Source organism: Rhizobium sp. SG2393, from assembly GCF_042610495.1.
Taxonomy (GTDB): domain Bacteria; phylum Pseudomonadota; class Alphaproteobacteria; order Rhizobiales; family Rhizobiaceae; genus RU20A.
The window spans coordinates 261,047-282,193 of the sequence record NZ_JBHGAP010000002.1; the positions used below are offsets into that span (position 1 = coordinate 261,047).

Annotated in this window: 18 protein-coding genes; 6 read left to right on the plus strand and 12 right to left on the minus strand. The window is 64.9% G+C overall.

Annotated features, from left to right (window positions below):
• Window positions 1-16: 16 nt before the first annotated feature.
• Window positions 17-1,009, plus strand: a complete 993-nt coding sequence (locus ACED18_RS10005; protein WP_377291627.1) for an adenosine kinase — start codon at window positions 17-19, stop codon at window positions 1,007-1,009.
• Between the two features lie 6 nt (window positions 1,010-1,015).
• Here the strand turns inward: ACED18_RS10005 and ACED18_RS10010 are convergent, their stop codons facing one another.
• Window positions 1,016-1,552, minus strand: a complete 537-nt coding sequence (locus ACED18_RS10010; protein WP_377291629.1) for an SH3 domain-containing protein — start codon at window positions 1,550-1,552, stop codon at window positions 1,016-1,018.
• 195 nt (window positions 1,553-1,747) lie between these two features.
• Here ACED18_RS10010 and ACED18_RS10015 point away from each other — a divergent pair, with 195 nt between their 5' ends.
• Entirely contained in the window at window positions 1,748-2,752 is a 1,005-nt protein-coding gene (locus ACED18_RS10015; RefSeq protein WP_377291631.1) for a 2-hydroxyacid dehydrogenase, read from the plus strand.
• 24 nt (window positions 2,753-2,776) lie between these two features.
• Here the strand turns inward: ACED18_RS10015 and moeB are convergent, their stop codons facing one another.
• From moeB to ACED18_RS10065, 10 genes are all read right to left on the minus strand, one after another.
• On the minus strand, window positions 2,777-3,562 hold the full coding sequence (gene moeB / locus ACED18_RS10020) for a molybdopterin-synthase adenylyltransferase MoeB (RefSeq protein WP_377291632.1): 786 nt from the start codon (window positions 3,560-3,562) through the stop codon (window positions 2,777-2,779).
• A 9-nt stretch (window positions 3,563-3,571) separates the two neighbouring features.
• Window positions 3,572-4,693 carry a DNA replication/repair protein RecF gene (recF, locus tag ACED18_RS10025; RefSeq protein ID WP_377291634.1) on the minus strand — a complete coding sequence of 374 codons (1,122 nt, stop codon included), beginning with the start codon at window positions 4,691-4,693 and terminating at the stop codon, window positions 3,572-3,574.
• Window positions 4,694-4,807: 114 nt separating this feature from the next.
• Complete coding sequence (gene dnaJ, locus ACED18_RS10030; protein ID WP_377291636.1) at window positions 4,808-5,929, minus strand: molecular chaperone DnaJ; 1,122 nt, start codon at window positions 5,927-5,929, stop codon at window positions 4,808-4,810.
• 153 nt (window positions 5,930-6,082) lie between these two features.
• Window positions 6,083-7,159, minus strand: a complete 1,077-nt coding sequence (locus tag ACED18_RS10035; RefSeq protein WP_377291638.1) for an acyltransferase family protein — start codon at window positions 7,157-7,159, stop codon at window positions 6,083-6,085.
• Between the two features lie 162 nt (window positions 7,160-7,321).
• Window positions 7,322-9,232: a molecular chaperone DnaK gene (gene dnaK / locus ACED18_RS10040; protein ID WP_377291640.1), complete on the minus strand. Its 1,911-nt coding sequence runs from the start codon at window positions 9,230-9,232 to the stop codon at window positions 7,322-7,324.
• Between the two features lie 228 nt (window positions 9,233-9,460).
• On the minus strand, window positions 9,461-11,668 hold the full coding sequence (locus ACED18_RS10045) for a transglycosylase domain-containing protein (protein ID WP_377291642.1): 2,208 nt from the start codon (window positions 11,666-11,668) through the stop codon (window positions 9,461-9,463).
• Between the two features lie 153 nt (window positions 11,669-11,821).
• Window positions 11,822-12,772 carry a YbhN family protein gene (locus ACED18_RS10050; RefSeq protein WP_377291644.1) on the minus strand — a complete coding sequence of 317 codons (951 nt, stop codon included), beginning with the start codon at window positions 12,770-12,772 and terminating at the stop codon, window positions 11,822-11,824.
• Window positions 12,773-13,071: 299 nt separating this feature from the next.
• Window positions 13,072-14,484: a M20/M25/M40 family metallo-hydrolase gene (locus ACED18_RS10055; RefSeq protein WP_377291646.1), complete on the minus strand. Its 1,413-nt coding sequence runs from the start codon at window positions 14,482-14,484 to the stop codon at window positions 13,072-13,074.
• Between the two features lie 99 nt (window positions 14,485-14,583).
• Window positions 14,584-15,051: a MarR family winged helix-turn-helix transcriptional regulator gene (locus tag ACED18_RS10060; protein ID WP_377291648.1), complete on the minus strand. Its 468-nt coding sequence runs from the start codon at window positions 15,049-15,051 to the stop codon at window positions 14,584-14,586.
• A gap of 182 nt (window positions 15,052-15,233) precedes the next feature.
• On the minus strand, window positions 15,234-15,431 hold the full coding sequence (locus tag ACED18_RS10065) for a hypothetical protein (RefSeq protein ID WP_377291650.1): 198 nt from the start codon (window positions 15,429-15,431) through the stop codon (window positions 15,234-15,236).
• A 57-nt stretch (window positions 15,432-15,488) separates the two neighbouring features.
• On the opposite strand from ACED18_RS10065, the gene ACED18_RS10070 reads away from it, so the two are divergent.
• Both ACED18_RS10070 and polA read left to right on the plus strand, forming a co-directional pair.
• Window positions 15,489-15,833: a hypothetical protein gene (locus tag ACED18_RS10070; RefSeq protein ID WP_377291652.1), complete on the plus strand. Its 345-nt coding sequence runs from the start codon at window positions 15,489-15,491 to the stop codon at window positions 15,831-15,833.
• A gap of 116 nt (window positions 15,834-15,949) precedes the next feature.
• Window positions 15,950-18,925, plus strand: a complete 2,976-nt coding sequence (polA, locus tag ACED18_RS10075) for a DNA polymerase I (RefSeq protein WP_377291654.1) — start codon at window positions 15,950-15,952, stop codon at window positions 18,923-18,925.
• A gap of 142 nt (window positions 18,926-19,067) precedes the next feature.
• Here the strand turns inward: polA and ACED18_RS10080 are convergent, their stop codons facing one another.
• Window positions 19,068-19,787, minus strand: a complete 720-nt coding sequence (locus ACED18_RS10080) for a copper homeostasis protein CutC (RefSeq protein ID WP_377291656.1) — start codon at window positions 19,785-19,787, stop codon at window positions 19,068-19,070.
• Between the two features lie 306 nt (window positions 19,788-20,093).
• On the opposite strand from ACED18_RS10080, the gene ACED18_RS10085 reads away from it, so the two are divergent.
• Together ACED18_RS10085 and ACED18_RS10090 are read left to right on the plus strand one after the other, a co-directional pair.
• A complete protein-coding gene (locus ACED18_RS10085) occupies window positions 20,094-20,819 on the plus strand; it encodes a sulfate transporter family protein (protein WP_377291658.1) in 726 nt (241 codons plus the stop codon).
• 39 nt (window positions 20,820-20,858) lie between these two features.
• A complete protein-coding gene (locus ACED18_RS10090) occupies window positions 20,859-21,092 on the plus strand; it encodes a SlyX family protein (protein ID WP_377291660.1) in 234 nt (77 codons plus the stop codon).
• Window positions 21,093-21,147 lie beyond the last annotated feature (55 nt).

Genomic DNA, 21,147 nt, shown 5'->3' on the forward strand with positions numbered 1-21,147 from the left:
GTGACGGATTTCCCTTATGAGCCAATTCGACGTTCTGACGATCGGCAATGCGATCGTGGATATCATTTCCCGCTGCGAAGAGCAGTTCCTGATCGACAATGCCATCATCAAGGGCGCGATGAACCTCATCGATGCCGAGCGAGCCGAACTGCTCTACAGCCGCATGGGACCGGCGCTCGAAGCCTCCGGTGGCAGCGCGGGCAATACGGCCGCCGGCGTGGCGAGCCTGGGCGGCAAGGCTGCCTATTTCGGCAAGGTTGCCAGCGACCAGTTGGGTGAGATCTTCGCCCACGACATCCGCGCGCTCGGCGTACACTTCGAGACCAGGCCACTTGCCAAGACGCCGCCGACGGCACGGTCGATGATCTTCGTGACCGAGGATGGCGAGCGCTCCATGAACACCTATCTCGGTGCCTGCGTCGAGCTGGGCCCGGAGGATGTGGAAGCCGATGTCGTGGCAGCCTCGAAGGTCACCTATTTCGAGGGCTATCTCTGGGATCCGCCGCGCGCCAAGGACGCGATCCGCGCAGCCGCCCGCATCGCGCACCAGAATGGTCGTGAAGTGTCGATGACGCTGTCGGACAGCTTCTGCGTTCATCGCTACCGGGCCGAGTTCCTCGACCTCATGCGCTCCGGCACCGTCGATATCGTCTTCGCCAACCGCGCCGAAGTTCTGGCGCTCTACGAGACCGAAGATTTCGAACTGGCGCTCTCCAAGATCGCCGCCGACTGCAAGCTGGCGCTGGTCACCAAGAGCGAAGAGGGATCGGTGATCCTGAAGGGCGCTGAGCGCATCGAGATCGAAGCCCTGCCCGTCGAGCGCGTCGTCGACACGACCGGGGCCGGCGATCTCTACGCGGCAGGCTTCCTGTTCGGCTATACGGCCGGCTATCCGCTGGAAACCTGCGGCAAGCTCGGCAGTCTCGCGGCTGGCATCGTCATCGGGCAGATCGGCCCGCGTCCCATGCTGCCGCTCGATGTCGAGGCCCGCAAGATCGGCCTGATCTGAGCGCGGCTACTTGAAAGCTTCGCCCGGATAGGCGCCCCAGATCTCGCTCTGGGCGATCCAGCCCTCGACGCCCTGCGTCTCGGCCTGGCACCAGTCGCCATTGCATTCCTTGACGTGGATCATCACACCCGGCTGCAGGCGGGCAAGGATGCTGCTGGTGGTCTGCGGTTCGCGACGCATGTTGACGAAGACGCCTTCCCCCTTGCCGCGCATCCACGGGGCGGCCAGTGCCGTGCGGCTGCCGGAGAGAAGCGCCTGGTTGACCCAGCCTTCCGTGCCGTCGGCATCGCGCACGCGGCGCCAGTTATCGTATTCCTGGATGATCTCCACCGGCACGCCCGGCTTCAGGTAGCGCCAGGAGACGGCATAGTCGACGCTCGGACCGATGCGCAGATTGACGCTCTTGGCCTTCAGGCTGACGAAGCGGGGCAGCGGCAGGCCGCTCGGTCCCTTCGCAGCCTGCGCGAGCGCATCTGCGGCCGGAAGCGCGATCATCACGAGCGAGGCGAGGCACAGCGGAATGAGACGAAGGACGCGACGCATGACGGAACCGTTCTCGATATCGTACAAAGGGTTACGGCCGCAGAACAGAGGCGCTTGGGCGACAGTCACGAGAGGTTCGCGGTGCGAGCCACGAGAAGTGTTTGTCTTCCCCGGCGGGTCTGTTAAAAAATGCGGCTTCCAGGGAGAACGATCACCCATCTTGGTTAAAAACCCGTCAACGGGGCGTGGGGTTTCATGACGAACAAGAAGAGACCGAAGGTCTACATTACCCGCAAGCTACCGGACGCGGTGGAAACGCGCATGCGCGAACTCTTCGACGCCGAGCTCAATATCGACGATACGCCGCGTACCCGCGACGAACTGGTCGATGCCATGCAGCGTGCCGATGTCCTCGTTCCGACCGTGACGGACAGGATCGATTCGAGCCTGATCGAGGCGGCCGGTCCGCAGATGAAGCTGATCGCAAGCTTTTCGAACGGCATCGACCACATCGACATCGAGGCCGCCACGCGCAAGGGCATCACGGTCACCAACACGCCGAACGTGCTGACCGAGGATACCGCCGACATGACCATGGCGCTCATCCTTGCCGTGCCGAGACGGCTGGCGGAAGGCGCGCGCATCCTGACGGACCGCAAGGGCGAATGGGCCGGCTGGTCGCCGACATGGATGCTCGGCCGCCGCATCGCCGGCAAGCGCATCGGCATCATCGGCATGGGCCGCATCGGCACCGCCGTCGCGCGCCGCGCCAAGGCTTTCGGCCTCTCGATCCACTATCACAACCGCAAGCGCGTGCATCCGGATACCGAAGAGAAGCTGGAAGCGACCTACTGGGACAGTCTCGACCAGATGCTGGCGCGCGTCGATATCGTTTCGGTCAACTGCCCCTCGACACCGGCCACCTATCACCTGCTGTCGGCCCGCCGCCTCGCGCTCCTCCAGCCGACGAGTTACATCGTCAACACCGCGCGCGGCGGCATCATCGACGAGGCAGCTCTGGTCAAGTGCCTGAAGGAGGGCAAGATTGCCGGTGCCGGTCTCGACGTGTTCGAAAACGAGCCGGCCGTCAACCCGAAGCTCGTCAAGCTTGCCGGCGAAGGCAAGGTCGTGCTTCTCCCGCACATGAGTTCGGCCACGCTCGAAAGCCGCATCGACATGGGCGACAAGGTGGTGATCAACATCCGCACCTTCATCGACGGTCACCGCCCGCCGGACCGCGTGCTGCCGAACCGGATGTGACGGCCTTTGCCGGCGCGGCGAGGGTCAGTCCTTCGTGCGCCGGCGGTAGCGGATCGTATCGAAACGGGCCGAAAGCGCGTCATAGAGCATCAGGCGGCCGACCAGCGGCTCCCCAGCCCCGGTGATGAGCTTGACGGCCTCCATGGCCATCAGCGTGCCGATGACGCCCGTCAGCGTGCCGATGACGCCGGCTTCGGCGCAGGAGGGCACGACGCCGTCCGGCGGCGGCTCCGGGAAGATGTCGCGATAGCCGGGGTTCCGCCGCCCGTCGGCGTCATTCTCATAAGGCTTCAGCACGGTCAGCGATCCATCGAACCGGCCGACCGCTCCGGTCACCAGCGGAATGCGGGCCGATTCCGCCGCATCGGCCGCCGCATAGCGCGTCGTGAAGTTGTCGGAGCCGTCGATCAGAAGGGTAAAGCGCGGCAGGTACTGCGCGGCGAAGAGGGCATCGAAGCGCTCCTCAAAGGCGATCGTCGTCACATGCGGATTGAGACGCGCGATGGATGCCGCCGCACTCGCCGTCTTTTCCGCGCCGATCGTCCCGGTATCGTGGATGATCTGGCGCTGCAGGTTGGAAACCGAGACGCGGTCGTCGTCAACGATGCCGAGTGTGCCGACGCCGGCAGCCGCGAGATAGGCGAGCACCGGCGCGCCAAGCCCGCCCGCACCGATCACCAGCACGCGCGCCGCTTTCAAGCGCTTCTGGCCGATGCCGCCGATTTCCGGCAGCAGGATATGGCGGCGATAGCGCTCGATTTCCTCGGCGCCGAGCGTCATGTCCGAAGGCGTGGGCAGATTGTCCATCATGGTCTGATTTCAACCTGAAACCGTGCCGTTGGCAACGGCCAGAAAGCGAGCCCGATCGCCGAGTGCTGCAAACATCGCGCTGTCCGTACCCGTCATGAAGGCCTGGCCGCCGATAGCATCGATGAGATCGAAGAGGGCTGCGCGACGGCCTTCGTCGAGGTGGGCGGCGATCTCGTCCAGCAGCAGCAGGGGCGCAAAGCCGGTCATGTCGGCGACAAGCTGGGCATGGGCGAGGATAAGGCCGACCAGCAGGGCCTTCTGCTCGCCCGTCGAGCAGCGCTCGGCCTCCATGGATTTTTCGCGGTGGCGGACCACGAGGTCGCTGCGGTGCGGGCCCTCCAGCGTGCGGCCGGCGGCGGCATCGCGATAACGGCCGCTGCGCAGTGCCTCGAGATAGGCATCTTCCAGCTCGAAGGCCGGGCCGGCATGGGCATCCATGAAGCCGGAGAGAGTCAGGGACGCGGTCGGGAAGGGCGTTTCCTGCGGGCGGCGTTCGATGAGGGCCGCCAGCAGCCCCAGCATTTCGCGCCGTGCGACCGCCATGGCGACGCCGAGCTCGGCCATCTGCTTTTCGAGCCCGGTCAGCCAGACGGGATCGGCACCGGGTTCGGAGAGCAGTCGGTTGCGGCTGCGCATGGCGCGCTCGAAATCCGCCACGCGCCGACCATGCTCGGCATCGAGCGACAGAACGAGGCGATCGAGGAAGCGGCGGCGATCGGAAGAGGTGCCGGTGAAGAGACCGTCCATGGCGGGCGTCAGCCACAGCACGCGGCAGTGGTCGAGCAGTTCCTCGACGGTGCGGGCCTGCGTGCCGTTGAGGCGCAGGCGGCGGCTCTGGCTGTCCTCGCCGGCATCCGTGCCCGTGCCGATCTCGACATTGCCCTCCATGCCCTCCAACTCGGCAAAGACGGTGAAGCCGCCATCCCCGCCGACACGCGAAACATCCCCATAGGCCGCGCGCCTGAGGCCGCGTCCGGGCGAGAGGAAGGAAACGGCTTCCATGAGATTGGTCTTGCCGGAACCGTTGTCACCGGTCAGCACGACATGGCGTGCGTCGAGATCGAGGGCAAGGCTCTCGTAATTGCGGAAATTGCCGAGCTTCAGCCGGCTGAGGCTCACCCTGTTGGCCATGTCGTTCCGGGTCGGGCGGCGTGGGCGGAATGCTCCGCCGGCCGCGTCATCACATGAAAAAGCCGGAGGCGGGCGCCGCCCCCGGCTTTGATCTGCAGCAAGCGATCGAAAGGATCACTCGAAGAATTCCTTCATCCGGCTGAAGAAGCCGGTCGATTCCGGATTGTTCTCCTTGGAGGAGATATCCTCGAATTCCTTCAGCAACTCGCGCTGGCGCTTGGTGAGCTTCTGCGGGGTCTCGATCTGGATCTGGATGTAGAGGTCGCCGGTCTGGGCCGAGCGCAGCACCGGCATGCCCTTGCCCTTCAGACGGAACTGCTTGCCGGCCTGCGTGCCCTCCGGAACCGTGACGCGCGACTTGGTGCCGTCGAGCGTCGTCACGTCGAACTTGCCGCCAAGCGCAGCGGTCGTCATGGAAATCGGCACGCTGCAATAGAGGTCTGCCCCATCGCGCTGGTAGAAGGCGTGCGGCTTGACCGACAGGAAGATGTAGAGGTCGCCGGCCGGGCCGCCGCGCATGCCGGCCTCGCCCTCGCCGGAGAGACGAATGCGGGTGCCATCCTCGATGCCGGCGGGGATGTTGACCGACAGCGAGCGCTCTTCCGTGACCCGGCCATTGCCATGGCACTTGGTGCAGGGATCGGTGATGATCTGGCCGCGGCCATGACAGGTCGGGCAGGTGCGCTCGATGGAGAAGAAGCCCTGCGCGGCGCGCACGCGGCCCGAGCCCTGGCAGGTCGTGCAGGTCTTGGGGCTGGTGCCGGGCTTTGCGCCCGACCCCGTACAGACATCGCAGGTGATGGAGGTGGGAACGCGGATCTGGGCGTTCTTGCCGCTGAAGGCTTCCTCCAGCGTAATTTCCATGTTGTAGCGCAGGTCAGCACCGCGCTCGCGGCCACCGGAGGAACGCCGCTGGCGCCCGCCGCCCATCATCTCGCCGAAGATATCCTCGAAGATGTCGGAGAAGCCGCCGGCGCCGAAGCCCTGTCCACCGCCGGCGCCGCCCATGCCGCCTTCGAAGGCAGCGTGGCCGTAGCGATCGTAGGCGGCCCGCTTCTGCGGGTCCTTCAGCGTCTCGTAGGCCTCGTTGATTTCCTTGAAGGTCTTCTCAGCCTCCGCATCGCCCGGATTCTTGTCCGGATGATACTTCATGGCGAGCTTGCGAAAAGCGCTCTTCAGCTCTTTCTCGTCGGCTGTCTTCGAGACGCCGAGAATTTCGTAAAGGTCACGTTTCATGCTCGTTTGATGATCCTGTCGAGAAGGCAGCCGCACCCGATGCGCCGGCCGCCCTATTATCGTCTCTCAGGATTTAGTGAACCTTGACGCGCGATACCATAGGCAATGCACAGGACATCGTGAATTTTGTGACGAAACGTGCCATTTGGCGGCTTATCCGGCCGCCCGGCGCGGAGAGGCGGACAGCGCAGCCAGCAACCTTTGCGCCACCGGCTTCTCGAACCAGCGGTCGGAGGCCATGGCGACGAGGACGGTGATAGCCATGGGAACCGGCAGGAAGAGATAGAAGTCGACAGGAAGACCGAAGGCCGCCATCTTTCGCCAGACCACGGCAAGAACGATCGTCTCGATCACCGGGTGCAGAAGATAGATCCCGAAGGAGACGGCGCCCACCGGCGCCAGATGGCGCAGCACTGCCGATCCTTCCGGATTGTTGCGCTCCGAGAGGGCGGCGAGGAACATCGCGAGCGCCAGAAGCCCGATGACGATCGCAGATGGCGCCAGGAGAAGCATGGCGGCCACCGACAGGACAAAGACGCCCCAGGCTGGCAGAGGCGAACGCAGAGACCAGCGGGCGCCCTTGACCGCAAGCATCACCGCGCCGCCGAGCGCGAAATCGGCAAACGCCCGATAGGCGCCCCAGGTATCGGCCTCCAGCCAGCTCTCGAACGGCATGAGGCCGATGGCAATGGCCAGCTCCATCAGTGCAATGCCGAGGCATGCCAGGAGAACGAGGCCACGGGCGCCGGCGCGCGCCATGATGAAGACGAAAACCGGCAGCAGCAGGTAACAGAACCATTCCGCCGAAAGCGACCAGCTGACGTAGTTGAAGCTCAGATGATCGGTGACACCCCAGGCCTGGACGAGCAGCAGGTTTTGCGGGATGAGCGCAGGGTCGTAGCGCTCCGGCTGGGTGGAGACCACCAGCCCGAGCTTGACCGCCATGCCGACGATGATGAAAAAGGCAAGGGTTGCGAGATAGAGCGGATAGAACCGCACGAGCCGCTTCAGGAGGAAGATCCGGTAATCGGCCCAGTTCGCCAGCTTGTCGCCATAGCGCAGCAGGATGAGAAAGCCGGAGATCATGAAGAACATGTCGAGCAGCGGCAGCAGACGTTCGAGCATGTTCGACAGCGCCTGCTGGTCTCCCGGCCCATAGCGCAGGAAGTGATAGAACATCACCAGAAGCGCGGCGACCAGGCGCCATGTCTCGAAGATCCTGAAATGCATCGGCCCACCACGTGCAACCGGCCCGCCGAAACGTCGGGCACGACTTTCCAAAGTCCGTGATAGGCGGGAATTCTTAAGCGATAGCGGATCGACCCCACCACCAAATGCGAAAAGGGCCGCTTACGCAGCCCTTTCCATTCACTTGCGCGTGAGACAAGTCGATCAGGCCGACTTCTTGTCGTCCTTGACTTCCTCGTAGTCGGCATCGACGACGTTGTCGTCGCCGGCATCGCGGCGGGCGTCGGCTTCGGCCGTCTGTGCCTGGTTGGCCTCATACATGGCCTGACCGAGCTTCATGGAGGCATCCATGAGGGTCTGGGTCTTGGCCTTCAGGTCTTCCAGATCCGGCTCGGAGGCTTCCGTTGCGGTCTTCAGGGCGGCGATGGCATCCGAGATCGCGTTGCGGTCGGCTTCCGAAACCTTGTCGCCATATTCCTTCAGCGACTTTTCCGAGGAATGAATCAGGCTTTCGGCCTGGTTCTTCGCATCCACCGTCTCGCGGCGCTTCTTGTCGGCCTCGGCGTTGGACTCGGCGTCCTTGATCATCTTCTCGATCTCGGCATCCGACAGACCGCCGGACGCCTGGATGCGGATCTGATGCTCCTTGCCGGTGCCCTTGTCCTTGGCCGAAACCTGTACGATGCCGTTGGCGTCGATATCGAAGGTGACTTCGATCTGCGGAACGCCACGCGGTGCCGGCGGAATGCCGACCAGGTCGAACTGGCCGAGCAGCTTGTTGTCGGCCGCCATTTCGCGCTCGCCCTGGCTGACGCGGATGGTCACGGCGTTCTGGTTGTCTTCGGCCGTCGAGAAGGTCTGCGACTTCTTCGTCGGGATCGTCGTGTTGCGCTCGATGAGGCGGGTGAAGACGCCGCCGAGCGTTTCGATGCCGAGCGAGAGCGGGGTCACGTCGAGGAGCAGAACGTCCTTGACGTCGCCCTGGAGAACGCCGGCCTGGATGGCGGCGCCGAGGGCGACGACTTCATCCGGGTTGACGCCCTTGTGCGGCTCCTTGCCGAACAGCTGCTTGACGACTTCCTGCACCTTCGGCATGCGGCTCATGCCGCCGACGAGCACGACTTCATCGATCTCGGAAGCCGAAACACCGGCATCCTTGAGCGCAGCCTTGCACGGCGCGATGGTGCGCTGGACGAGGTCATCGACCAGGCTTTCGAACTTGGCGCGCGACAGCTTCATCGTCAGGTGCTTCGGACCGGAAGCATCTGCCGTGATGAAGGGCAGGTTGATTTCGGTCTGCTGGGCCGACGACAGCTCGATCTTGGCCTTTTCAGCGGCCTCCTTCAGGCGCTGCAGGGCGAGCTTGTCGTTCTTCAGGTCGATGCCGTTGTCCTTCTTGAACTCGGCTGCGAGATATTCGACGAGACGCATGTCGAAGTCTTCGCCACCGAGGAAGGTGTCGCCGTTGGTGGACTTCACTTCGAAGACGCCGTCGCCGATTTCGAGAACCGAGACGTCGAAGGTGCCGCCGCCAAGGTCGTAGACGGCGATGGTCTTGCCGTCCTTCTTGTCGAGGCCGTAGGCGAGCGCTGCAGCGGTCGGCTCGTTGATGATGCGCAGCACTTCAAGACCGGCGATGCGGCCGGCATCCTTGGTGGCCTGGCGCTGGGCGTCGTTGAAGTAGGCGGGAACGGTGATGACGGCCTGCGTGACCTTCTCGCCGAGATAGGCTTCCGCGGTTTCCTTCATCTTCTGCAGGATCATGGCGGAGATCTGCGAGGGGGACTGGGCCTTGCTGCCGGCCTCGACCCAGGCATCGCCATTGTCGCCCTTGACGATCTTGTAGGGAACGAGGCCCTTGTCCTTGGTGACCGTCGGGTCTTCGTAGCGGCGGCCGATGAGGCGCTTGACGGCGAAGAGGGTGTTTTCCGGGTTGGTGACCGCCTGGCGCTTGGCCGGCTGGCCGACGAGGCGCTCGCCGTCTTCCGTGAAGGCCACCATCGAAGGGGTCGTGCGTGCACCTTCGGCGTTTTCGATCACCTTGGCGTCCTTGCCGTCCATGACGGCGACGCAGGAGTTGGTCGTGCCGAGGTCGATACCGATTACTTTTGCCATTTCAGTCTCTCCTTGAAGCGGACTGTCAGAACCCGGTCAGGCATTCCTGCGACAGCCCCTAACGGGATATCATGCGGGGTGAACGGGCATCGAAGCGCCCGTGGATTGCGGACATATAAGGAGGGCCGTTTGCGACTGCAAGGCGGCTTTTCCTCATCAAAGGCCAAAATTTTCCCGAAATTCCAGCGCTTTCGGGCGATTGTGACAGGCGGGCGGAAAGTCGGGGCGTCAGTTGCCGAGCAGCACGTCGAGAAGCGTGGTGCGGCGCGTGGCGCCCGTGGTCTGGCCGACATCGGCGGGCGGGGCAAGACCGCCCCCCTCCTGCCCGGCCGGCACGGGATCACCGGCGGCGACCGGACCTTCCAGAACGCCACCCCCGGCACCGGGTGCGACGGGATATCCGTCGCTCATCACGTCGCCGGGCGGAAGCTCGCCGCCGGGCAGCGGATCGCCGAATTGCGGCTGTACCTCGGTGGTTCCGAAAATCGGCGAGGGTGACAGACCCTTGTGGGCGGCCGTCATGAATTCCTTCCAGGCCTTGGCCGGCAGCCCGCCGCCCGTGACCTTCTTCATCGACTTGCCGTCGTCATTGCCAAACCACACACCCGTCGTCAGCTGGCTGGTGAACCCGACGAAGAGCGCATCACGGAAGGACTGGGTGGTGCCCGTCTTGCCGGCCGCCGGCCAGCCGTCGAGGCGGGCATGCTTGCCGGTGCCGCGCTCGATGACGCCTTCCATCATCGTGTTCATCTCGGAAACGACGACCGGATCGAGCACGCGGGGCGGATTGTCATAGGTGTTTTCGTAGAGCACCTTTCCCTCTGCCGTGGAAATGCGCCGGATGACATGGGGGGTGGCTTTCAGGCCGCCGTTCATGAAGGCCGCATAGCCCGAGGTCAGCTCGACCAGCGAGACCTCAGAGGTGCCAAGCGCGATCGAGGCATTGTCCTGCAGGTCGGAGCTGATGCCGACGCGGTGGGCGAGCTTGACCACCTGCTTCGGGCCGACTTCCATGACGAGCTGGGCGGCGATCGTGTTCAGCGACTGGGCCAGGGCATCGGCAAGCGTCACCTCGCCACGGTATTTCTGGTCGTAATTCTCCGGTGTCCAGTTGCCGATGCGCACCGGCGCATCGTTGCGGATGGACAGCGGCGTGCGGCCCATCTCCATTGCGGCAGCGTAGACGAAGGGCTTGAAGGCCGAGCCCGGCTGGCGCTTGGCCTTGGAGGCGCGGTCGAACTGGCTTTCGGCATAGTCGCGGCCGCCGACCAGCGCGCGGATGGCGCCCGTGCCATCGACGGACACGAGGGCGGCCTGCGAGACGTTCGCCTTGGCGCCGTCGGCATCCAGCACGTCCTTGATGGCCGCCTCCGCCTTCTTTTCCAGGTCCGGGTCGATGGTGGTATCGACGACGAGGTCTTCCTTGATGTCGCCGATCATGCCGGGCAGCTGGTCCATGACCATGTCGGCGGCATAATGTTCGGCGCCCGACCAGAAGCTCTTGGCCCGCGTCGGGGCCTGGGACATGGCCGTCTTGATCTCGCTGTCGGTGATGAAGCCCGCTTCGCGCATGGCGCCGAGCACCACCTGGGCGCGGGCTTCCGCCGCCTCCGGGTCGCGCGCCGGCGAGAGGCGGGAGGGTGCCTTGAGGAGACCGGCCAGAAGGGCGGCCTCGCCGAGGTTCACGTCGCGCGCCGACTTGTTGAAATAGCGCCGCGATGCCGCCTCGACCCCGTAGGCATTCGAGCCGAAGAAGACGCGGTTGAGATACATCGCAAGGATCTGGTCCTTGGTGTAGTGCTGCTCCAGCCAGAAGGAGAGCAGAACTTCCTGCACCTTGCGTTCCAGCGTGCGCTCCGGCGAGAGGAAGAGGTTCTTCGCGAGCTGCTGCGTCAGCGTCGAGCCACCCTGCACCATGCGCCCCGAGGTGAGGTTGGTGAACATGGCACGCGCCAGGCCCAGCGGATCCACGCCCCAGTGGGAATAGAAGCGCCGGTCCTCGATGGCGATGACGGCGAGCGGGATATAGGGCGACATGTTTTCAAGCGGGATCGCCTCGCCGCCGGTGGCGCCGCGATTGGCGATGATCTCGCCGTTCGCCGCGAGGATCTTCACGTTCGGCGGGCGTTCGGGGATGGCCCAGCTGTTGGCGGCGGGCATGTTCGAGCCGTAATAGACGACGATGCCGGCCAGCGCGATACCGCCCCAGATGCCGAGAACGACGCCCCAGTAGAACAGCCGGCGGAAGAATCCGAAAATCCCGCCCCTGCCGCCACCGCGGGTCTTCTTCTCTCGACGCCTGCGCGGCGCCTTGCCGGACGGCTTTCCGCGGCCCGCACCGGACACGCGGTCGCCGGCGTCGGCGCGCAGGTCGCTGCCGTCGGCGCCGCTGCCGAAGGAAGGTTCGATTCGCCCTTTGTTCTTGCCGCCTGCCATGCTCTCCGGCCGTGCCCCTTGCTGTCGTCCGGGCACTGATGTCGCCGGAATGTCGATGTTGCGGGACGTGGCGGATCATGCCCCGGCCCCGAGCTGCGGTGGGTGGACTCTAAATGCGGCGAATTAACGGGTGGTTAAGCATTCACCCGGCGCTCAGCTTCGGGAAAGGCCTTTCTGTTCCGCCACATAGCGCGACCGCTCGAAACCGATGACGACGGCAAGCGCGATGAAGAAGGGGATCAGCAGGTAGAGCAGCCGGAAAATCACAAGCGCCGCCAGCACGTCGGCGGAGGGGATCTCGGGAAGCGCGGCGATGAAGACGAGCTCGAGGACGCCGATGCCGCCCGGCGCATGGGAAAGAAGGGCTGCCGAGAACGAGGCGAGGAAAACGCCGAGAATGACGAGGAAGCCGGGATTTCCCGCCTCGGGCAGGGCGAAATAGATGATGCCGGCGGCGCCGATCAGCTCGATCGGCGCGATCACGAATTGGCGCAGCACGATGCCGGGACGCGGATATTGCACCGAAAACCAGCGCGTGGTCAGCGGCGGCAGGCGCAGGATGCTCCCTGCAAGATAGAGAAGCAGAACGAGTAGGATGATGACGCCGGTCGTGCGCGAGAGCCCCTTCGGGATGACGTCTGCGAAGCGATCGACAAGATCGGGCGAGACGATCAGCACGAAGGCCGCGAGCATCAGCGTGCCGAGCGCGAAGGTGAAGGAGCAGAAGGCGACGAGGACGCCGATCTCCGACGGGCTCAACCCTTTAGACTGGTAGGCGCGGTAGCGCACCACGGCCCCCGACAGCACGGAAGCGCCGATCGTATGCGACAGCGCGTAGGTGGTGAAGGAACAGACGGTGATGAAGGTCAGCGAAATGCGACGGCCGAGATGGGCAAGCGCCAGATGGTCGTAGGCGGCGAGTGCGGCATAGGCCAGAAGCGTGGAGAAGATCGCCAGCACCCAGCCCTTGAGCGAGACCGCCTTCAGACTGTCCATGAAGGCATGGAAGGACATGTCGCGCAGTTCGAAGTAGAGGCCGTAGAGGGAGAAGCCGATCGCGAGAAAGCCGATGACGGGCCAGAAGGCGCGTTTTACCAGATGCATCGCCGCCCCCGTCCGTTTCCTGCGGCGCGTGAAGAGGCGTGACTGTTGCCGTGCCGCCCGGCATGGCCGGCTGCCGATCCTTGTTCTGCCGTCAAATCCCTGTCCAATGCTCCATCCCACCAGCGCCGGGCCGCGTGCGCCTGTCTCAATGACGCGCAGCCTAGCGGGCGTTCCCTTTCCAATCTCTTCGTAGGAACCACCCCTCATTCCGCAAGGTCAAGAAAAGCGACCACATTTTTGCGTGATCGCCTTTCCGGTTCCGCATCCGGAATGCATGAGGCGGACCGTCGGTTCCCGCCTCAGGCGGAACGGGCGCCCAGCGCCGCAAGGATGCGGACCCAGGAGCGGATTCCCTTGTGGAACGAGTTGAGGTTGTACTTCTCGTTGGGGGAGTGGATGCGGTCGTCGGCAAGTGCAAAGCCGACCAGGAGCGATTCCATGCCGAGCATGTTCTGGAAATCGCCGACGATCGGGATGGAGCCGCCCATGCCGATGACGACGGCGGGCTTCGGCCACTCGTCGGACAGCGCGCCCTTGGCCAGCGTCAGAAGCTCTGAATCATAGGGCAGCTGGATGGCGGGCGATGCGCCGTGCGGATGGAATTCGACCCGGCAGTCGGCGGGAATGCGCGCCTTGACGTAGGTGCGGAAGCTTTCGCGGATCTTCGCCGGATCCTGCTTGCCGACGAGGCGGAAAGAGACCTTGGCGGAGGCCCGGGCGGCGATCACCGTCTTGAAGCCCTCGCCGGTATAGCCGCCGATGATGCCGTTGACCTCCGCCGTCGGGCGCGCCCAGGTGAGTTCCAGCACGGAGCGGCCGCGCTCGCCGGCAGGCTGCGACAGGCCGATGGTCCCGAGAAACTTCTCGGCGGACTGGCCGAGCGTGTCCCACATGGCCTTCACGTCGTCGGGCGTCTCCTCGACGCCATCGTAGAAGCCGGGCAGCGTGACGCTGCCGTCTTCGGCGTGGAGGCCGGCCAGGATATCGGCGAGGATGTGGATGGGATTGGCGGCGGCACCGCCGAAATAGCCGGAATGCAGATCGCGGTCGGCCGCCGTGACGACGACCTCCTCGCCGACGAGGCCGCGCAGGCCCGCCGAGATCGACGGCGTCTCGGCATCCCACATGGAGGTGTCGCAGACGAGCGCGTAATCGGCCTTGAGTTCGTCCGCATGCGCTTCGAGGAAGGGCTTCAGCGATGGCGAGCCGGATTCCTCCTCACCCTCGAACAGGATGGTGACGCTGACGGGCAGGCTGCCATGCACATCGCGATAGGCGCGGCAGGCCTCGACGAAGGTGAGGAGCTGCCCCTTGTCGTCGGAGGTGCCGCGACCGGTGATGACCTTCCGGCCGTCGCGTTCGGTGATCGAGGGCTCGAAGGGTTCGGTGGTCCACTCGTTTAGCGGATCGACCGGCTGCACGTCATAATGGCCGTAAAACAGAACGGAAGGGGCGCCGGCCGGTCCCACCTGATGGGCAACGACCATGGGGTGGCCGGGCGTATCGCGGACGGAGGCTTCGAAGCCGAGCGCGGAAAGTTCCGCGACCAGCCATTCGGCTGCCCGGCGGCATTCCGCCTTGTAGGCCGGATCGGTCGAGATCGACTTGATCCGCACCAGCTCGAACATGCGCTCGAGGCTGCCCTCAAGATTGGCATCGGCGCGGGCGAGCGTGGCGGTGAGGTCGATCGAAGCGGTCGTCGGGGCTGTCATGGGGCGAATCCTTCCTGTTGGCGCGACCCTACACAAGCGCGCGGCAGGAGAAAACCGTTTGGCGAAGAGGGACGAGACGGCGCGAAAACGATCGGTACCTTACGGCGCGATCGGCCGGCGCTCCGCATCCGGGGTCGTCTCACCCTCGGCATTGGCGAGCGCCATGCGCATGTATTGCAGCATCAGCTCGCGCTCAAAACGGCGGAAACCCTTGAAGAGATCATCCTCCACCGCGCGGGCGGCGGCCTTTGCCTCCTCTTCGATGGCGCGGGCCTTGTCGGTGAGGAAGACGAGCTGGGCGCGGCGATCATTCGGGTGCGGGCGGCGTTCGATCAGCCCGTCGCGCTGCATGCGGGCGAGCGTATTGGCCATGGTGGCCTGCTCGATATCGACGCGGTCGAGCAACTGGCGCTGGGTCAGGCCATCCTCCCGCCAAAGCTCCAAAAGCACCGGAAACTGGCCGGGGGCGAAGCCGAGTGCCTGACCCCTTTCATGCAACGCGCGGGCGCTGACCTTGGCCAGAAGACCCGCAAGATGCGTTGCCGATTCGGTGTGTTTGAAGCCCATGTCTATCGGTACGCCCGAAGCCGGTCACAGACAAGATGGATCGCAGGCGATGTAGAAACGAAAAACCGCCATGGCGCGGAGGCGGGGGGCCATGGCGGTTTTCGTCTGATAACGGACAAAGGCCCGGAGAGGGGGGGGATGAGGCCTTTGTCCAGCATCCGGTGCGGCGGGGGACAGGCCGGTCACCAGACGACGGCGGGTTTGCGGCGCCGTTGAGTTATGAAATGTGCGGCCAAATATGGCTTTTCAAGGGAAGAGGACCGCACGGTTCGATTACAAATTCGTAAGGTTTGCGTGAGCGTCGATCCGGGATCGAAATCCGGCAGCATGCCGCCTCGTTCGCGATTCATGCGACGTGCTGCAAGAATCTGTTTTTGCATATCTTTTTCCTGCAAGCGTGACACGCGTTCAGGAGAAATGCCTCAGCGCTGGAGGCGATGGCGGCGCAGAAGGAAAACCGCAGCATTGATGCCACCGATGCCGACGCCCATCGCGAGGAAGATCTCGATCTGCCGGACCAGCGGGATCGGGCCAAACACGCCGACCAGCTGGACAAACGCGGCGATGATCAAGCCTGCCATGACATGAAACTCGATCGTTGCGGCAATTCCGCGCGTTGCATCGAGATGCGGGGGAAAGTGGTGACGAAGCCCGGCGGCGGCCAGAAGGAAGAGCGGCGCGATGAGAACCTTGTGAAAGATGGCGGCGGGTTCGTCGCCGAGCCACCACGCGGACAGGCCGACCAGCGCGGCAAGGACGACTGCCGTTGCGTAGGCGCGTAGCGTGTTCGACATCATCGAAGGAAGCTTCCCTTGGTTGGCGGCGCGCGCGGCAAGAAAAGGCCAGGCGGCACGACAGGAGAATAGACCTTTGACCGTCGCCGCGCTATCCCTTGCCCATGAAAACAGGCGATCATCTCTTCCTCGTCGATGGCTCGGGCTTCATCTTCCGTGCCTTCCACGCCATTCCGGCCCTCACCCGCAAATCCGACGGCCTGCCCGTCAATGCGGTTTCGGGCTTCTGCAACATGCTGTGGAAGCTTCTGACGGATGCGCGCGACACCTCCGTCGGGGTCACGCCGACACATTTCGCCGTCATCTTCGACTTCTCGTCGAAGACCTTCCGAAATACGCTCTATGACCAGTACAAGGCGCACCGGCCCGAGCCGCCGGCCGACCTCATCCCGCAGTTCGGCCTGATCCGCCACGCCACACGCGCCTTCAACCTGCCCTGCATCGAAAAGGAAGGTTTCGAGGCCGACGACCTGATCGCCACCTATGCACGGCTCGCCGAAGCGACCGGGGCGGATGTCACCATCATCTCGTCTGACAAGGACCTGATGCAGCTCGTGACGCCGCGCGTGTCCATGTATGACAGCATGAAGGACAAGCAGATCGGCATCCCCGAAGTCATCGAGAAATGGGGCGTGCCGCCGGAAAAGATGATCGACCTGCAGGCCATGGTCGGCGACAGCGTCGACAACGTGCCCGGCATTCCCGGCATCGGTCCGAAGACGGCGGCGCAGCTTCTGGACGAGTTCGGCGATCTCGATACGCTGCTGTCGCGCGCCGGCGAGATCAAGCAGCAGAAGCGGCGCGAGAACATCATCGCCAATGCCGATCTCGCCCGGCTTTCCCGCGATCTCGTCCGGTTGAAGATCGACACGCCCATTGACGTTCCCCTCGACGATCTGCGGCTTGAGCCGCAGGACGGGCCGAAGCTCGTCGCCTTCCTGAAGGCCATGGAATTCAACACGCTGACCCGCCGTGTCGCCGCTGTCACCGGGACCGATGCGGAGGCTGTCGAGCCCGCACATGTTCCCGTCGAACGCGGCGCAGAGGCGCATGGCCCTGATCTCGACAAGGGAGAAGCCGGCGACACCGCGCCGGTCTCCTCCCCGTCCGCCGCGCCGGTGGCCACGGACAGCCTCCCCGACGCGGGGGACAGCCCGGCAGACCTGGCCGCCGCGCGTGCTCAGACGCTTACCGCCCAGCCGGTGGATCGCAGCGGCTACGCGACGATCCGCGACATCGCCACGCTGGAGGCCTGGATTGCGGCGGCCCGCGAGATCGGCACCGTCGCCTTCGACACCGAGACGACGTCGCTCGATCCGATGCAGGCGGAGCTTGTCGGCTTTTCGCTGGCATTCGCCGAACAGGGCAGCGATCCGCGCGGTCTTGTCACGCGCGCCGCCTATGTGCCGCTCAGCCACCGCAACGGCGTGGGCGATCTTCTCGGCGGCGGCGAACTGGTCGAGGGGCAGATCGCGGTTGCTGCGGCCCTTGCCCGCCTGAAGGATCTTCTGGAAGACCCCTCCGTCCTCAAGGTCGCCCAGAACCTCAAATACGACTATCTCGTCATGAAGCGGTACGGCATCGAGATCGCCGGCTTCGATGATACGATGCTTTTGTCCTACGTGCTCGACGCGGGTGCGACGACGCACGGCATGGACACGCTGTCGGAGCGCTGGCTCGGCCACAAGCCGATCGCTTACAAGGATGTCGCCGGCAGCGGCAAAGGGGCGGTCACCTTCGATCTCGTGGAGATCGACCGCGCGACGGCCTATGCGGCCGAGGATGCGGATGTGACGCTGCGCCTCTGGCATATCCTCAAGCCAAGGCTTGCCGCCAACGGCCTCGTTTCCGTGTACGAGCGTCTGGAGCGGCCGCTGGTGCCGGTTCTGGCCCGCATGGAAGAGCGCGGCATCACGGTCGATCGGCAGATCCTCTCGCGCCTGTCCGGCGAGCTGGCCCAGGGTGCCGCTGCCCTTGAGGCCGAGATCTACGAGCTGGCGGGCGAGACCTTCAACATCGGCTCGCCCAAGCAGCTCGGCGATATCCTGTTCGGCCGCATGGGGCTTCCGGGCGGCTCGAAGACCAAGACCGGGCAATGGTCCACCTCGGCGCAGGTCCTGGAAGACCTTGCGGCGGAAGGCCACCCCCTGCCCCGCAGGATCGTCGACTGGCGGCAGCTGACCAAGCTCAAATCCACCTATACCGACGCGCTGCCCGGCTTCGTGCATCCGGACACGAAGCGCGTCCACACCTCCTACGCGCTGGCCGCAACCACCACCGGGCGCCTCTCCTCCTCCGACCCGAACCTGCAGAACATTCCGGTGCGCACGGCCGAGGGCCGCAAGATCCGCACGGCTTTCGTCTCGACGCCCGGCAACAAGCTGGTCTCGGCCGACTACAGCCAGATCGAGCTGCGCGTTCTTGCCCATGTCGCCGATATCCCGCAGTTGCGGCAGGCCTTTGCCGAGGGTATCGACATTCACGCCATGACGGCATCGGAGATGTTCGGCGTCCCCGTCGAGGGCATGCCGGGCGAGGTGCGCCGGCGCGCCAAGGCGATCAACTTCGGCATCATCTACGGCATTTCCGCCTTCGGGCTTGCCAACCAGCTTTCCATCGAGCGCTCGGAAGCCGGCGATTACATCAAGCGGTATTTCGAGCGCTTCCCCGGCATTCGCGACTATATGGAAACCACCAAGGCGACGGCGCGCGACAAGGGCTATGTGGAGACGATCTTCGGACGGCGCATCCACTATCCGGACATCCGCTCCTCCAATCCCTCGGTGCGCGCCTTCAACGAGCGCGCCGCGATCAACGCGCCCATCCAAGGGTCTGCGGCAGACATCATCCGCCGCGCCATGATCCGCATGGAGCCGGCGCTGGTCGAGGCAAAGCTGTCGGCCCGCATGCTGCTTCAGGTGCATGACGAACTGATCTTCGAAGTCGAGGATGCCGAAGTCGAGCGCACCATTCCCTTCGTGACCGCGGTCATGGAAAACGCCGCCATGCCGGCGCTCGACATGCGCGTGCCGCTGAAGGTGGATGCGCGCGCGGCCACGAACTGGGAAGAGGCGCACTGAGAGGCTGCTTCCCGACAATCTCCGGGCCGCCTCTGCCATCCTCGAGCATAATCCGACCGGAGTGAGACAAGGATCGACAAGATTATGCTTTAAAAAGGAGGGCTTAGAGCGCCGATCTGATCCTGTCAGATCGAACAGCGCTCTATCGTGCGAGCTTCGCCTTCAGCGCGCGCACCGTCTGGCCATCGGTCACGCGCCGTTCGGCGGGCGTGAAGCCGAGGGCGACCGCCTGCGCCTGCTCGCGAAGCGCCGTGCTGCAGGAGGCGTGAACCTCGTTGACATCGACGCGCGACAGGATCGCCTCCACGGTCTCCACGGAAATGCCGGAGCCCGGCAGGATACCGATACGGCCGGCGGCGCGCTCCACGAGCGCGGCGAGCATGTCTGTTCCCTCCGGCGCGGTTCGGGCAAGGCCCGAAGTCAGGATACGGTCGAAACCGAGCTGGATGGCCGTCTCCAGCGCCTCCAGCGGATCGGGCACCAGATCGAAGGCGCGGTGCAGGGTCGCAGCGAGCGGACGAGCCGCCGCGCGCAGGGTCGCCAGCACGGCGGTGTCAAGGCGGCCGTCCGCGGTATTTGCGCCCAGCACGACGCCGGCAAGGCCCGCCATCTTCACGGCCTCGATATCGGCCAGCATCTGCGAGACCTCGTCCGGCGTGAAGACGAAGCTGCCGGCACGCGGGCGGATCATCGCACGCACGGGCACGGGGGCACGGGCGGCGATCGCGATCAGCCCCGGCGAGGGGGTGAGGCCGCCCAGCGCCAGCGCGGAGCAGAGCTCGATGCGATCGGCACCCGCCGTAATGGCGGCGGCAAGGCCGGCCGCATCCTCCACGCAGACTTCCAGACGAATGCTTGTCATCCCTGTCCCTTGCCTTACCGGCCCGCGACGGCATGGCGCTGAAAACCGCCGATACCCGTTCCGACCATCAGGCGCGTGCCATGCCGCGCCTCGCGAAGGGTCTCTTGTTGGCGCGAAACGGCACTGCGCGCAAGGCGGCCCGTCGTTTCGCGCCCTGATCTTGAGCCCGCCGCCGTGCCTTCCTAGATCTCTCCCGGCCGGACCGGCATTTCAGCCGGGAGCCGGACAGGCACGAGATGAAATTTCACACTGTCAGAGCGTCAGTCTGCGTCACAGGCGATGGAAGACGCTCCAAAGGAGCCCCCGATGATCCTTGCCGCCGCGCGGATGTCGCTCAGCAATCTCTTTGCGCCCGAGACCCGCTCGGTGTTCTGGAAGGTGATCGGCCTGACGCTCGTCTGCCTCGTCGCCGTCTGGTTTGCCCTGCGCGGCCTTTTCTACGCCTATGTGCTTCCGTGGATCGCGTCCGTCTGGCCGGCAGCCGGGGCTGAATGGGCGGGGTGGGTCACCTTCTTCGTCGGCATTCTCGCCAGCATCGGGCTGGCGCTCGGCCTTGCGCTGCTGCTCGCGCCGATCAATGCACTGATCGCCGGCCTGTTTCTCGACGATGTCGCAGACGTGATCGAGAAACGCGACTATCCGGCGCTTCCTCCCGGCCGCCCCATGCCGATCGGCGCGGCGATCGTGGAGGGCGCGAAATTCCTGGGCGTCGTCATCGCCGGAAACATCATCGCCCTCTTCCTGCTGCTGGTGCCGGGCGTCAACCTGATCGCCTTCTTCGTTGTCAACGGCTATCTTCTGGGTCGCGAGTTCTTCGAGTTCGCCGCGATGCGCCACCTGTCGCCGGATGCGGCACGTGAACTGCGGGCCCGCCATGCCGGCCGCGTGACGCTGGCCGGTTTTCTCATCGCCGGCTTTCTCGCGATCCCCGTCGTCAACCTTCTGACGCCGCTCTTTGCCGCCGGCCTCATGGTGCATCTCTACAAGGCGATTGCCGCAAACGCGCCGGCCACCTTGCGTCCGGCGGCGTGACGGGCCATCAGGAGCACGAACCCAGGCGGAGCGACCCAGATGAGCGCAGCAGGCGAGACAGAGACGGACGGACAACAGGCGCGGATCATCCGGCTCGAGGAGACGGTGGCGCACCAGACCCATGTGATCGAGGAGCTTTCGGAAGAGATCGCGCGGCAGTGGACCGTGATCGAGCAGACCCGCGCCAAGCTCGACCGGCTGACGGAGCGCTTCCTGACGCTGGAGGAACAGACGGCGGAAGCCATCCCCGTGCAGCGTCCGCCTCACTACTGACCACCCAAACGCAAAAGCCGCCGGGCTCTCACCCGGCGGCTTCTGTTCAGTCAGG